The sequence below is a fragment of the Pseudobdellovibrionaceae bacterium genome (assembly GCA_023954155.1).
GTDB lineage: Bacteria > Bdellovibrionota > Bdellovibrionia > Bdellovibrionales > UBA1609 > JAMLIO01.
In genome coordinates, this window is the sequence record JAMLIO010000008.1 from 1 (window position 1) to 14,926 (window position 14,926).

A 14,926-nucleotide genomic window follows, 5' to 3' on the forward strand; every position below is an offset into this window, starting at 1 on the left:
CAAAAGAATGCCAAGCCGAACTCGCATTTCGACCATATATATCAATAGATAAGAATCTTAAGGCTGGGGCCTCTTCTTGGTGTGTGTATCTCTGCGTTTGTGGTTGGGAGTGGAATGTTTGTGAGGTGACCTGATTACGGACGGGTTAGGAGCGTGAACGGGGTGAGGATTCGGTATATTGGAGTTGGGTGTGGGGTTGTCTTTGCAGAGTCTATAGTTCGGACAGGAGATGTGAATTATGAGACCAATTGAGAATACTTTGCCTAAGCTTCAGTATGTTAAAAATCTTCAATGTGAGAAAAGTTTAGATCAATCTAAAAGGCGATCCTCTAAAAATTTAGATGAACCTCGTAAAGACTTAAGGGTTTTAGAAATTGGGACGATCAAAATGACCTTCACTTTAGAGCGTGGTCATCTGTTGTATGGCTTTTCGTGATGTGTAGCGGGTAAGCGTTCGATTTGTGATCGCTTACAGCTAGGTGATGGGGTGGTCAGCAGAAGAGGGACTTTTGTTTTATCCCCTGTATACGAATCTTATTGAATGCTTCTTAAGCGTAGACGAAGGCTTTTGGGTGTGATCTCGATCAGTTCGTCTTGATCAATCCACTCTAGAGCGCTTTCTATGCTGAGAGGCTTTACGCGGGTCAATTTGATGTTTTCATCAGAACCTGAAGCACGAATGTTTGTGAGTTTCTTTTCGCGACACACATTCACACTCAGCTCAGAACCTTTGTTATAGTCACCAATGATCATGCCTTTATAAACATCAGTGCCTGGAGTGACAAACATACTCCCACGGTCTTCAAGGTTAAAAAGAGCATAACCTGTGGCTTTGCCTTGACGATCTGAAACCATACGGCCGTTGAAGCGTTTTTGAATTTCCCCGCGGTATTCGTCGTAACCATCATACTGGGTGTTTAAAAGTCCTGTACCTCTGGTGTCTGTTAAAAATTCGGAACGATAACCAATCAAACCACGAGAGGGGATTCTAAATACGGCGGTGGTTCTGCCTGTGCCTTTGGTGTTCATCTCAACTAGAATGCCTTTACGTTGTTGTAATTTTTGGGTCACACTTCCCATATAGAGGTCTTCGGCATCAATGTAAGCCAGATCAAAAGGTTCTAGCTGCACTCCGTTTTCGGATCTCATGATCACTTGTGGTTGACTGACTAGCACCTCATAGCCTTCACGACGCATCTGTTCTAGCAAAACCGCAATTTGCAGTTCACCACGTGCGATCAATTTAAAGGTCTCTGGTGACCCCGTGTCTTCAAGACGAAGAGAGACGTTTGTAAGAAGCTCTCTTTCTAAACGCTCTTTAATTTTTCGAGATGTGACATGATCACCTTCTTTACCCGCAAAAGGACCATTGTTCACAGAAATAAAAATACCTACAGTAGGCTCATCTACATTGATGCGCGGAAGTGGGGTTTCCACTTCAAGGGCGGCAATGGTGTCCCCAATTTGTAAGTCTTCAAAGCCCGCCACAATGGCAATGTCCCCTGCGGTGAGCTTTTGGGTTTCTACCTGTTGGTTGCGGTTGTAAGTGAACAGGGCTGTGATTTTAAACGCCTTCTTGCCATCAGCTTGATGGATGTTGACGCGCGCACCTGTTTCAATAGTGCCTGATTGGATTCGGCCAATGGCTAGACGACCCACATAGGAGTTATAACCAATATTGGTGACTAGCATTCTAAAGGGCTGGCCGTCTTCTACTTTTGGAGGAGGGACTTCAGATAAGATCAGGTCAAACAGGACAGAAAGATCGGTTTGCTCTGTCACATCTTCAAGTTGCAGGGAGGCTTTGCCTTCTCTGGCAATGGCGTACACGGTTTTAAAATCGGCCTGCTCTTCTGTGGCATCTAACTCAATAAATAAGTCAAAAGCTTCGTTTAACACTTCGTCAGCGCGAGCGTCTTTACGGTCAATTTTATTGATGCACAAAATGATCTTTTTATTTTGCTCTAAGGCTTTTTTTAAAACGAAACGAGTTTGAGGCAGGGGGCCCTCACTGGAGTCGACTAGCAGAATGGCACCATCCACCATATCCAAGATACGCTCCACTTCGCCACCAAAGTCACTGTGCCCTGGGGTGTCGACAATGTTCACCTTCACACCTTTATATTCAAAGGAGGCATTTTTGGCAGCAATAGTGATCCCACGTTCTCTTTCAAGATCCATAGAGTCCATCATTCGTTCTTCGACGTGTTCGTTGTCTCTGAACATTCCGCTTTGTTTGAGTAAATGATCCACGAGTGTTGTCTTCCCGTGATCCACGTGGGCAATAATCGCAATATTTCTAATTTCCATTACTTATTTCTGCAGAGATTTCTTAAGGAAATCAATGGGTTTGCAATTTGCGTGGCGCATTATTTAGGGTCTTAACACAAAAAATATTTTAACATTTAAACATTGGGGTAAGTTTTTTTCGTAAACATACACGCATCGTATGAATACAACGAATGATAAACACATGGAGGGGTTATGGAGATGCAAGAGTGGTTGGAGAACTTTCGCGTCTATGCACAAGATCACGCATTAGGCATTGTAGTGGCACTCGGTGTGCTGATGGTGGGTTGGGTTGTTTTAAGACTCGTTACTCATTGGTTTAAGGTGCATGTCTTAAGATTCTTTCGTCTGAATGAACTCTTCGAGCATATTATTTTCAAATTCGACCTTGAAAGGCTGATTGCTCGAGTCTTCTTTTTTGTCATGCTCATCGTGCTGTTTAAAATCGCCTCTCAATTTGCAAAGCTTACAGAAGTTGATAACTTTTTAGATAGTGTGCTGACCCTAATAGGCAATTTAGGTCTTATTGCTCTTAAGGCTCTGATCCCTTTGTTTGCTGCTGTGTTGTGTGCTTGGATCACCAAAAGAGGCATTTTATTTTTTGGCCACAAAGTAGGCTTAGACAGTCGCATCGGTTCACGCTTAGATGCGGGGGAAGCGCTTTCGTTTAGTTTCACAAAATCTTTGGCTGAGATGGGTTATGGAGTAGTGTTCTTGTTATTCTTGCCCGCCATTCTTGCAGGTTTAGGTTTACGGGATTTAAGCGATCCGATGCAGAAGATGGTGGAGAACACTCTAGCCTTCTTACCACAGCTTTTTGCAGCCGTGGTGATTTTAGCTGTGGGTTGGTTTATTGCTAAGATCATCAGAGATGTGATTACGGGACTCTTAGTTTCATTAGGTGTAGACTCTGTCATCCAAAAGATGAGTGTGGATCAGGCTACTGGGGGAGTGCAGTTTTCAAGACTGGGTGGAACTTTAGCTTACGGTTTAATTTTAATTTTGGTTTTTATTCAAGCCCTAAAAAAATTAAGTCTGGATGCTTTAACAGATCCTATGGTGAAGATTCTAGACACCTTTTTCCAAGCGGTTCCGAATATCTTGTTTGCTTTAGGTTTAGTTCTTGTGACCTATTTTATCGCTAAGATGGTAGCTCAACTGGTGGCTCAAGTCTTAGAGGGAATGGGATTTAATAATATCTTAGAAAAATTAGGTCTGACCCATCGTCAATTTGGCACTCAAGCAGGTGGAGTGATCTCGCCGTCACAGATTGTAGGTCATATTGCTTTTTATGCTCTGATGTTCTTTGCTACGATCGAAGCTTTAGATAAAGTGGGACTGGTCTTTGTGGCTGAGATTGTGAAAGAGGTCACTGTCTTTGCTGGACGCGTGTTATTGGGCTTAGTCGTCTTTGGTTTAGGACTTTTTGTCGCGAATATTGTGACCAAAACAATTCGAAATTCAAATGTGACCAATGCTCATATTTTGGCTCATCTTGCTCGTGTCGGGATTTTGATTTTAGTAGGTGCTATGGCGCTGACTCGCATGGGTCTTGCCGATGAGATCGTCAATATTGCTTTCGGGTTGATTTTGGGTGCCCTGGCTTTAGGAACGGGATTGGCATTTGGATTAGGGGGGCGTGAACATGCCTCTGAGGTCATCAAAGAAATACGTTCTAAGTTTAAATAAAATAAAAAAGGAACCTTCTTTAGGGTTCCTTTTTTGATATGGAATTTTAAGTTATAAATTATTTTGCTAAAGCCGCAGATGTACGAACTTTACTATTTTCTTGCATCAGCTGTTTGATCCACTCTTTTTGTCTAACAAGGTGAGAGGGGAGTTCCATATTAGGTTTGCTGAGTTGATTTAAAACCACAGTAGCCTCTTTAAGTTTGTTTTTAGAAACCAACAGACGCACTAATTCTTCAACCACTGTGCGTGGGTAAGTGTCTTTATTCATGCTTACAATCTGTCTATAAACATGTTCCGCCTTATCAGGGCTTTCTGTGCTTTCTAATAGTTGAGCATAGTGGAAAAGAGGTAGAGGTTCTTCTCCGCCACGGGCAATGTAGTTTTCAAAAGCTACGATGGCTGGAAATGGAAGATCCATCTGTTTACGTAAAAGCGCAAGTTCTTGCCAAGCTTCAGGTGTGTCTGTGCGTTCTGCCCATTTTGTGGCAAAGCGTTCAGCGTCTGGCAAAAAGTTTCGCTTTAAATTGATCTTGGCAAACTCATGATAATGCTCAGGTGAAGCTGTGCTTAGCAAATTGTGAACTTGCAGTGGAATCACTTTTAACGACTCCTGTCCCCATTTTGCGGTGTGCACAAAAGTAAGAATCATAAGCAACCCTGCCGCGAGTATGCGACCGATGGCTGTTTTTTGCTGTTGATAGTTTTGCTCTTGGGTATTTTTTGAACCCATCCAACCACATTCACAAAGCACCCAAGTGTCATCATGACGATGCTCTGGGATGTGTGTCCCACAATCAGGACAAATTCCATATCTTGTAATCATTTTAGACCTCCAAACGTCCAAGTCGGAGTTATATAGGCAAGGTCTGGGCCAGAATTTTTGGTTTCAGGAAGTGTTATAGGTTGATATAATGGGTTTCAAGTGACAAAAATGGGCGTTATAGCCTAAATTTGTAGGCAAAAAAGACACTTAAGTAAGGTGAAGCAGACTTATGAAACAGCAACGCGTGTTATCGGGCATCAAGGCCACAGGGGTTCATTTAGGGAATTGGATGGGAGCCATTCAGCCTGCTTTAGACTTGGCTTGTGAGCCTAACTTTGAGAGCTACTTTTTTATTGCCAATTACCATGCACTGAATGCCGTTCAAGATGCCCATAAACTTAAAACGATCACCTATGAGGTCGCGGCCACATGGCTGGCTTTGGGTTTAGACCCTAAAAAGACGGTATTGTATAGACAGTCCGATATTCCAGAGATTTTTGAGCTGTCAGTGGTTTTAAGTGCGATCACTCCCAAAGGCTTAATGAACAGAGCCCATGCTTACAAAGCTAAGGTGCAGGAAAATGAATCTAAAAATATAGAAGATGTAGATGATGGTGTGAATATGGGGCTTTACACCTACCCCATACTTATGACCGCTGACATTTTGGCTTTGAATGCTCATCGTATTCCTGTGGGTCCTGATCAAGTTCAACATCTTGAAATCGCTAGAGACATTGCACAGAAGTTTAACCATATTTATGGCAAACAAAAGCAAGGTGATTTTTTATTTAATCTTCCCGAATTTCATTTGAACACACGCACACAAAAAAATCTTTTACCTGGATTGGATGGAAGAAAAATGAGTGCGAGTTACAACAATCATATTCCCGTATTTTTGCCAGAAAAACAGCTGCGCAAAATGATCATGAAGATTGTCTCAGACTCAACCCCTCCCGAAGCTCCTAAGAGCATTGAGAACAATGTCTTGTTTGATTTCTATAAGTTCTTTGCAACAGATGAACAGATTAAAGAGATGACACAAAGGTATGCTCAGGGCATTGCGTGGGGAACGGTCAAACAAGAGATCTTTGAAATTTTAAACGCCAGACTGCAAGAGCCCCGCAAAGTGTATGATCATTATATGAGTCACTTAGACGAATTAGAAAGTGTCTTACAAGATGGAGCACAAAGAGCCCGCGAGCAGGCTCGTGAAGTGTTAAAGGGTGTACGTCAAGCTATCGGAGTATAAAAACTAAGGCGAGGTTTTAGATTCTGCCGCAGAGTCTTTTGTGGCAGGAGGTGCCTCTTTTGGCTTTGTTATGGTCGTAGTTTCAGCGGCTTCTTTATTAGAGCGAGCTCCTCTTTGGGAAAGAGTGCCTTCGACAGGAAGGACCGTGGTTTGTGAGGGTGTATGGGCTTCCGCCGCAGTAAGAGTTTCTACGTCAGATTCTGTTTTTGCAGGTGAAGGCACAATCGGAGCAATAGGTTGTGATACATCTTCTTCTTGTGCTTTGGAGGACTGAGGTGCTGGTGCACTCGCATTCACAGTGGCAGTTTGTGGTGTCGTAGCAGATTGGGCTTGCTCAAGGCGCTGTTTGATGGAGTCTTCTTGATTTTTTTGTGCTAATTCATCTAGATAGGTTTTTTGAATTGTAAATAGTTTTTTATGAAAGGCCGTAGTGGGTAACATTAAAGCACCAAAGGGACGTTCTACGCCGCGTTCTTTGATATAGACCAACGTGTCCCAAGCAAATGTTTCCGTGCTCTCTTGCACCCAACGTAAACAATTGGATTCATCATCTTTGGCATTACTTGCGGGGTTACTTGAGATGTGCATCCCAATAAAAAGCCCTTCTTCGTTAAAGTAAATGCCTCCAGAAGATCCTTGTGCTGTTGAAGCATTGGTGCTAATCACTGCTGGGGCCATAAATTTAATCTCAGCACTTTCAACTGTCTGAGGTAAACCTCGCATAGAGCTGACAAAGTACAAACGATCATTGAGTTTTAAAATTTCTGCATTGTCGTTTACTCTTGCAGGTTCTATTCCTTTAACAGGACGATCCAATTTAATAATGGCATAATCCATGTGACCATCCATTTTTGAAGCCCCGTACTCTTGGCCCTGTGGGCGAAACTCAGGATTGACGTCATAACGGATGTATTCTCGTTTCACACAACTGTAAACATCTTCGTGAGGTATGATGTCAGTATGGCCTGTATAGTTGATCACCAATTTTCTTTCTTTACAGTCTGTCGAGCGTTTATATAAATGAGCAGGGACCAAAACATGATCAGGTGTGATCAGAATACCTGACCCTTTTAAAGATTCTGCGCGATAGTCCCTAGAGTAGAGTTCGGTCTCACACACCATGCGAAGAGCGTCAGTTTTGGGGGAGTTAGGGACGGCGTTCATTTGGAATTTTTTAACTAGGTAGTCCCCATTAGGTTGTTGAACAAACCCTGATGGAGAAAACACACTTACTACAGCACGTGAAGCCCACCTGATAGGCTCAGGGGCTTCGTTTACATTTGCACGCCTAGAACCATTATCAAAAATTAATGCACTAGCAGTGTGTGCAAGTAAAAACGCCGTTATAAAAATAGAAACATTAAGCACCTTCATCGTGAGTAAAGTATATACTGAATTTTAAAATTTTTCATCCTTAAAGAGTTCATATAAAGGTCCTAAAACAGGTCTAAGGTATGAATAAAATGTGTTTTAAAGTCTTGAATGTGTAAAAAACTACACTGTCTAGAATTAGGATTTTGAGTGTCTAAAGTTTTGACACATGTAATTTTAACTCTCTGTAAGTACGCATAAAACGTCCCTTATTTGGCCCTAAATTTGCTTCTTTATAATATCCACAAGTGATGCTTATTGGGGGGAAGTAAGTGTTTAAAGTCGTTCTATGCTCTTTATTGATGATGTTACCTGTAGTCTCGCAAGCCTACTTGTATGCTTCATTAAAAGGACATGAGAATGATCTGCTTGTGGATGGACGGAACGTACATGTGATCGTTGCTGGTTATGGTAATGAACTAGGTATGAGCACTTATCAGATGGCTGTATCTAGAGCCAAACGTATTAAAGAAAATTTTCCTAACGATCGCGTTCTTATTTTGGGTTCCACGTCTTTTCATGAAGGGACAGTTCATCATAAAACAACTCCAGAAAGACTGGAGCAAGACTATGACATTAGTATTCATAGAGACTTCAAAGACGGTGGACCTCAAGCTCACATGATCACCACTCCACTGACAGCAGATAATTTCACTACGGCCACATTGTATGCCATCGCTAAACCTTCAAGCTTAAGAGAGTTTTATCGCTCTTCAGGTCCCGTGACTCTGACAGATGTGGCAAGTGCCATTAAAAGTGGGAGAATTGAAGGGGCAGGTAAAATTCGATCTTTAGATTTTATCACACATTCAAGTCCACTTGATGGAATTTTTCTTCATAATAGCACTGAGTATTACAAGCCTATTTCTGCACAAGAGGCCACACGAGCCAAAGCGATGGGACGAGAAGTGATTCTTGAAGATGGTAAATATTATGTGCGTGAGAACATTGCAGGGACAGACAAAGAATCCAAAGCGCAACGTTCACTGACGGCTGCGTCTTCGCAGATATCGGCTTTAAATGGACTTTTTACTGATGATGCCTATGTCAATATGGCAGGATGTTCGGGCGGGTTTGGAGTTGTAGAAGATATGTCAAGAGCCTTAGGGGTTCCTGTTTCAGGAAGTGCTAATGGAGCGGAAGTGTATGTGATGGATCAAAACGGCGACTATTACTACAACTACCCTGAGACGAATCCCAATGAAGGTGATAGCAAACCTTTATCCGACAGTATGAACGCCATGCTAGGCCATGAGTTAGGGGCCAATGATGATACCGCACCACCCATGGGTTTTAAACCTGCGATCAATATGTACAATGGATATTGGGGAAATTTAAGCAGTGGTACTAACTTTACAATTACAGCTTGTGTGGTGCGTGAAGATCAACGCGCAAGTGATTTAGCCCGATGTGAAATGGGTATGGCAAGACGAATTGAAGATGCTCTGACAGCCAGCAACTCTAAAGGTGAAAGCTTTGAAATCAAAGAAGGGATGTCTAGAGAAGAGATCGTTGCGGTCTCTACGGCAAAATATAAAAACTTTTTAAATTCTTTAAAAGAAAACATGTGTCCAGATGGCCGAGGTCTGAATGCCTACAAAGAACGATACGCCGAAGTTCGCAATCAGTGTTTTGCGGCGATCAATTCTCTGGGTGTATTAAGTATCAATTGTAATGTGAAATCACAAGAGCTTGCGCAGGCTAAATCTGCAAGTGAATTAGAACAAAAATTTCCAAGTAAATACAAAGAAGTCTGTACCAAGCATGCTGAGGAGTACATTCAAAAGTATAAGAGCTTTGTGCCCCTTTTAGACAGAGAGGGAAAAACTTTGGTGTGTGACTTAAATGGATGTCGAGTAAGACTGATGGGTTGTGAAGTCACAAATCAAGAAAGATATCAGTGCTTAAGTGATTTGAGTAAAGATTATCCACAACTTAGCAGTGCGACGTCAGATGCCTCTTGTTATGCTACTGACGGTGCCCCTGAACAGTGCTTAAAAAGAATTCTGGGTTCTTCGGGTGAGGTGTACTCAGGCGCAAACGCCAAGCTTAAAAGATGTTTTAACTCCAAACGTTGTGAGATAGATCAGGATTACACTCAAGCCTCAAATAAAGACAACTATACGTTTATGAATTACATTCAACACTATTTAAGTGGTTATGTGAAATTGGAACAATACAGACGAGGGGATTTAAAAATTGAGGGTGATCATCCTCCAGTTTTACCTTTCACCAACGCGAGCCCCTCAACTCAAGATCATTTAAATGCGACTGGGGTCCGATAAACAAGTATTGTGGTTTAAAACGAAACACAACTTAGGTCTGTAAATCTATGGCTTAAGTCTATGTCCATCCATGTGTAAAAAAATGCACTTTTAAATTGAAACTGAATAAGGCACACTGAAGGAGTGAACTTCTTTATTAGAGTTGTTGTTTTAGTTGTTGTCCTGCTGTCTGGCGTGTTCGCGTCTGCGGCTCCACTTGTGTTAGGGAAACGTTACCCTTTAAATACAAAAGCTGAGCGCGGCACGCTGGTTTGGCAGTTTGTAACTTTTAACCGCTCTATTTCTGGTGGGATCAACATTCAGCTTGAAGTTTACAATTCTAGAGCCAAAAGTCTAAAGTACTTTGACGAGTATCGCGAGATTGTAGATAGCTCTATTCAAAAAAATACGGTATCAAAATTTGCTCTTGAAAACTCAAGTGTGAATTTCAGCAGTGACCGCTACGCCCTTTTAACCTTTCAAGTCAGTAAGCTTTCAAATCTTTATTATATCCCATTAAGGGTCGATTATTATGATGGCTTTGAAGACTATTTGGTAAGATTGTATTTTGCTAAAGGTAAGTTTTCAATGGCCTCTAGGTTATTGCAACAAGGTAAGTTTGTAAACGCTGATGAGACAGCAGAGTCTCAAGAAGATAACAAGAAGAGCAAAAAGAAATCTAAAAAAGATAAAAAGAAAAAGTCAGAGGAACAAGAACCGTCTGATCAAGGCATGACATTTTCTCCACAAGAAGCCCCTGCAGAATCTGTAGACACTGGTGCTGCTGCTGATAGCACTTCACCAAGTGAGCCGTCTGTAGATGAGGAACACACTATTTTAGTGGAACCTATAGAGCTTACTCCTGAAGAGCAAAAAGAGCAGGATAGAGTCAATGAAGAGCTAAGATCTTTTATCGAAACAGCTCCTGACGAGACACTTTTACAAGAACTCCCAGAATTTAAGTCAGACCTTTCAGATCCTAACTTTAAAGATGCCTCTGACATTTTATTTGGCGAGAAACCTGATGCACCCAAATCAGATGAGGCAAGTTCAGACGCCAACTCGGAGACCACTCCTAGCCAAGATGAGACAGAGGAAGTAGCTCCTTAAAAAGCGTCACACATCGTACGCAGTCAGCGGTACAGTATTTTTGGTGAGACTGATGAGGGAGGAGGGGATGGTCCTTTGCTGAAAAGTGCGAAGCGGTTCTCCCTTAAATGCCTTCTATAGACAAAAAAAGTCTCTTTAAGCCAAAAATGCCAAATATTGTAGGGGTTTAGGTGGCAAAAGTCCCTTTAAATCCCAGTGATCTGGTATAGGGCTCGCATTTAAAGACTTGTATAGGAAAAGTACAAGTGATGAAGCAAGCCTTAGGTTTTTTAGCTCTATGTGTGTTTTACACCCTGTTTGCGAATGCACAGGATGGGGTAGGAGCGTCTAAGCCTTCTGCTAAGACCGCCTATGTGGATGGATTCACGTTATGTTCTGCGGCTCTGACTCGTCAAACAGGTGGGTGGGTTCAAACAGGAACCTTCAAAGAGGAAGCTGTTTTTGTTTACACTCATTTTATCAATTCCTTTCAAGCAGAGCGTCCTACAATTTTATATTTTACAGGTGGCCCAGGTGGGCACTCTCATAATCTAGATCTACAAGGGCGAATTGCTACGCAATTGGGATATAATCTCTTGGCCTTTGATCATCGTGGAGTGGGGTGTTCAAAGCCTAGAACTGAAGCCATATATTTGGATTCAGATTTTTACAGTTCTGTGAATGTGGTGACAGATGCTAAGGCGATCATTGATCATTTTAATCTTAAAAAGGTGAGTGTATGGGGAGCCTCTTACGGGACAGTACCTGCTACTATCTTTGCCAGCTATTATCCACAGTCTGTGCAAGCGGTTCTATTAGAAGGTGTGTTTTATCAGTTTGTGACAACAGACCACATGAAGAAGCTTGTAGATCAGTTTTGGGCGTCGTTATCTGAAGATGCAAAAAAGAAGATCGAATCCTATCATGCTTACCCTGAAACAAAAAATATACCTAATCCTGTTTTTCAGGTTTTAAGAGACATCAGCTTAAATCATGGTCAATATGCTCAGAAAAAATTTGCCGCACATTTAAATTCTATGGGTTCAGAGTTGATCGTCAATCGTGATGTGCTCTTAAACTGGGTGAAGCAAAATTTTCCTAAAAAGATATCCATGTCTACGGTCTTTCCGCAAGGGGTGGCCCCCACGGATGTGGATGTCCATGTTTACAATACACTTCTGGCAAAAGAACTGGGACGTTGTACAAGAGATTTTAATGCCGTCTTTTATAAAGTTATGAACGGTATGATTGTGGAATTAAAACAAATCGAAGATGAAGATGCTACAATGGCCTGTGATGAATTAGCTGCCAGAAATTACATTTCCACATTTAATCTACAAGAAATTGAGAAAGAATATATAGATACAGAGAACTTTTTAATTCATTATGAAGAGGATATCAGCCTTTTGTACTTTAAGAACAAATATTATAGTTTTGGTGATGTGCCGTCATTATATAAACCAGAACAGTTTTCTATTAAGGCTCCTGTGTACTACTTTAATGGGACATACGATCTGGCAACTCCATTAGATTTAGCGCAAAAGCATTATCGTGACGTCAACACCATTCCAGAGCAGAGTTATTTTCTAGCCTTTGATAGTTTGGGCCATCATCCCATTTTAGAGTCTTACGATATGGGTTCACAACAAGAAATACAATGTATGGATATACTTATTAAGAGCGCTTTGATGGGTTTAAATATAAAAAATAAAATGTGTACTGCTCAGAGTTTAAGTTCGTTTAAAATCAATGTTGAGCAGTAGAACGAAGAGGTAAAAATGATTTTTCAATTCTTATTAAGTCTTTTTGTTTTTTCTGCAGGAGCCCAGAACGTGGCTCCAGAGGGTCAGTCTGCGGCTCAAAGTGTAGTTAGCTGTGAGGTTCGCTTTGGCCCCTTAGAGCTTAAAAAAAACCAATACGGATATTTTGTGGAGCTTGAAGGTAAAAAGTATTCTGCCACAAAAGCCACCCATTCCATTACTGATAAATATGAGCGCTTGGATTTTGGTTATATGGGTCTTGATAGGCAAAGATTAAATCGTGCTGAAGGTCATATTACCTTAGTTAAATATTTGATGGGTGATGAAGAAGGGATTGTGCCTTTAAGTTTTGATCTTACAAAAGCTCGTAGCGCAGATGTTTTTTCTTTTAATACACCAACCTATTACACTTCCAACACCTATGACATTGTGCTTTTATTCGATTCTAATGGTCATAAGCTTGGTGGCTTAAGTGCTCCCTTTGATATCGGTGAATGTCGCTAATTTCTAATATGCGGATGTTCTGCCTTATACTTCTTTTGCACTTCCCATTTTTGTCACATGCAAACAAAGCTTGCGTGGGTTTTCTTATGGCTTCAAAAATCAGACTCAGCGAAGCTTTGGTTAATGGGGACTTAAAAACGTCTAAAAATACTGGTGACTTAAGGCCGCAGGAAATATCAGCTATTCAGATATTGGTAAACTCATCAGGGCTCGATGTTTTTATTACAGGCTCAGCGGCAAAAGGACAGCGTCGAGCTATAGACTCTGATTTGCCTCTGGCCGTTTTTGGCGGCTCAAAAAAGGATACAAAGAGTGACATCGACTATGTGGTCAAAATAGGCCTGGGTGATAAGGCGAATAGATTGCCTTTTCCCGATGTAGACTCTTCGTGGGGTGTCAGGGAGGTTGATTATATAAATCTTTCTAGTGGCCCTACAATACTTTTTCGTCCATACGCGGATCCTATTTTGATCGAAGGATCTGGTCGCTTATATTTGGATGATACTACGAATTGATTTCGCGAAGCGGGTAAAACTACGCTGGGTTGAAGGTTTACCCCGTGCAAACAAAGTTTACCTTCTGATCTGATCTCAGAATACTGACCAGTATTCTGAATACCGTTAACTGTATTCTGGGTATTGCATTTTAGATGGTGCCCGAGGCCAGACTTGAACTGGCACGTCCGGTGAGGGACCCAGGATTTTAAGTCCTGTGCGTCTACCAATTTCGCCACTCGGGCACGTAAGGAATAAACATAGCGATTTTTTGATAAAAAACAATCTTTAAGTGTGAAGTAAGGCAAAAAAACCTGTGGATCTTCACGAAGTTACTGAGAAATTTCCCTTAGATTTTAAAAATGCTTAATTCATCGTCAATATTCTATTTGTGATGGGGCTTGCGAGAAGGAACAGAGTGTGTAAAAAAATAGCATGTCTAGGTTGAAATCAGGTGCGATCTTATTTTTACTTCTGGTTCTGGGTTATCTACTTTTAACCTATAAGTGTGTGGCGCCTCCTCCTGAAAATGAGGAGAGAATCAGGCCTCAGTCTACAAATCTTAAATTGCCAGAAGAATCAAAATCAACAACGCAAATTCAAACAGCTGTGAGTGTGAATTTTGATAGATCAAAACCTTCTACGGCGCCTCAAACTCAATTAAGTCTCCCCACAGAAAAAAAGAATCCAGAGCCTAAATCTTTGCTTGAAGTAGACTCTCGTCAAATTCGATTTACAGTGCATGGCAAGTACGCCCTTGCTGGAGAGGACATTCTTTTGGGGGAGCTAAGCCCCAAAGACCAAGAAAAGTGGAGTGGAGCCGCCGTCTATGGACGCCTGCCCTGGTCTAGAGGGGTGGAGTTGTGGCCAAGAGGAATAGTTCCCTTTGCCATCAGTACCCAGATTCCAGAACAGCAAGTGAAGCAGATTCGAGACGCCATGGAGGTCTTTCATCAAAAGACCAGCATTCGTTTTGTAGACTACAATGGCGAAAAAGATGCCCTGCATTTTATTTCTGACCCCGAAAGGTGTGCCAGCTATGTGGGAAGAGTCGGTGGGCATCAGCCTGTACTGGTGGGGCCAGAGTGTGGCATGAAAGAGATGATTCACGAGATGATGCACGTTCTGGGTTTCATTCACGAGCATCAAAGAGAAAGCAGAGACCGTTTTGTGCGTGTTCACCTGGATCAAATTGAGCCCGATAAACTCATCAATTTCGATATCTTACCCCAAGACTATCAAGCAATTTATAAAAGACTTAGTGTCGAATTTGACCATCAGTCTCTGATGCTCTATCCCACTCATTTTTTTGCCAAAGACCGTGAAAGGGGAGTGACCTTATCTAGTCGTGATCCACAAACTCCACTTGCTCCCAGTGCCACATTGAGCGCAGGAGACATTTTGAAACTGCAAGAAGTTTACGAGAGAAACTTCTAAGACCAAATGTTTTT

Annotated in this window: 12 protein-coding genes and 1 tRNA gene; 9 read left to right on the forward strand and 4 right to left on the reverse strand. The window is 41.7% G+C overall.

Going from position 1 to position 14,926, the window contains the following annotated elements:
• Nucleotides 1–238 precede the first annotated feature (238 nt).
• Nucleotides 239–436, forward strand: a complete 198-nt coding sequence (locus tag M9899_09490) for a hypothetical protein (protein MCO5114393.1) — start codon at nt 239–241, stop codon at nt 434–436.
• A gap of 98 nt (nt 437–534) precedes the next feature.
• Here M9899_09490 and typA read toward each other — a convergent pair whose 3' ends face one another.
• Complete coding sequence (gene typA, locus M9899_09495; GenBank protein MCO5114394.1) at nt 535–2,310, reverse strand: translational GTPase TypA; 1,776 nt, start codon at nt 2,308–2,310, stop codon at nt 535–537.
• Nucleotides 2,311–2,490: 180 nt separating this feature from the next.
• On the opposite strand from typA, the gene M9899_09500 reads away from it, so the two are divergent.
• Nucleotides 2,491–3,978: a mechanosensitive ion channel gene (locus M9899_09500; GenBank protein ID MCO5114395.1), complete on the forward strand. Its 1,488-nt coding sequence runs from the start codon at nt 2,491–2,493 to the stop codon at nt 3,976–3,978.
• Nucleotides 3,979–4,036: 58 nt separating this feature from the next.
• Here the strand turns inward: M9899_09500 and M9899_09505 are convergent, their stop codons facing one another.
• Nucleotides 4,037–4,804, reverse strand: coding sequence for a hypothetical protein (locus M9899_09505; protein MCO5114396.1), 768 nt, complete (start codon nt 4,802–4,804; stop codon nt 4,037–4,039).
• 169 nt (nt 4,805–4,973) lie between these two features.
• On the opposite strand from M9899_09505, the gene trpS reads away from it, so the two are divergent.
• Nucleotides 4,974–5,993: a tryptophan--tRNA ligase gene (trpS, locus tag M9899_09510; GenBank protein MCO5114397.1), complete on the forward strand. Its 1,020-nt coding sequence runs from the start codon at nt 4,974–4,976 to the stop codon at nt 5,991–5,993.
• 3 nt (nt 5,994–5,996) lie between these two features.
• Here the strand turns inward: trpS and M9899_09515 are convergent, their stop codons facing one another.
• Complete coding sequence (locus M9899_09515) at nt 5,997–7,367, reverse strand: trypsin-like peptidase domain-containing protein (GenBank protein MCO5114398.1); 1,371 nt, start codon at nt 7,365–7,367, stop codon at nt 5,997–5,999.
• Between the two features lie 269 nt (nt 7,368–7,636).
• On the opposite strand from M9899_09515, the gene M9899_09520 reads away from it, so the two are divergent.
• The 5 genes from M9899_09520 (at nt 7,637) to M9899_09540 (ending at nt 13,496) form a co-directional block, all read left to right on the forward strand.
• Nucleotides 7,637–9,649 carry a hypothetical protein gene (locus M9899_09520; GenBank protein MCO5114399.1) on the forward strand — a complete coding sequence of 671 codons (2,013 nt, stop codon included), beginning with the start codon at nt 7,637–7,639 and terminating at the stop codon, nt 9,647–9,649.
• 123 nt (nt 9,650–9,772) lie between these two features.
• A complete protein-coding gene (locus M9899_09525; protein ID MCO5114400.1) occupies nt 9,773–10,738 on the forward strand; it encodes a hypothetical protein in 966 nt (321 codons plus the stop codon).
• A gap of 248 nt (nt 10,739–10,986) precedes the next feature.
• Nucleotides 10,987–12,480 carry an alpha/beta hydrolase gene (locus tag M9899_09530; protein MCO5114401.1) on the forward strand — a complete coding sequence of 498 codons (1,494 nt, stop codon included), beginning with the start codon at nt 10,987–10,989 and terminating at the stop codon, nt 12,478–12,480.
• Nucleotides 12,481–12,495: 15 nt separating this feature from the next.
• The gene (locus M9899_09535) at nt 12,496–12,981 is read left to right on the forward strand and encodes a hypothetical protein (GenBank protein ID MCO5114402.1); all 486 of its coding nucleotides are present in this window, start codon (nt 12,496–12,498) and stop codon (nt 12,979–12,981) included.
• An 86-nt stretch (nt 12,982–13,067) separates the two neighbouring features.
• Nucleotides 13,068–13,496 (forward strand): hypothetical protein, encoded by a 429-nt coding sequence (locus M9899_09540; protein MCO5114403.1) that lies wholly within the window; start codon nt 13,068–13,070, stop codon nt 13,494–13,496.
• Between the two features lie 135 nt (nt 13,497–13,631).
• Here the strand turns inward: M9899_09540 and M9899_09545 are convergent.
• Nucleotides 13,632–13,720: transfer RNA gene (locus M9899_09545), tRNA-Leu, on the reverse strand.
• Between the two features lie 190 nt (nt 13,721–13,910).
• Between M9899_09545 and M9899_09550 the strand changes: the two genes are divergently transcribed.
• Entirely contained in the window at nt 13,911–14,912 is a 1,002-nt protein-coding gene (locus M9899_09550; protein MCO5114404.1) for a M12 family metallopeptidase, read from the forward strand.
• Nucleotides 14,913–14,926 lie beyond the last annotated feature (14 nt).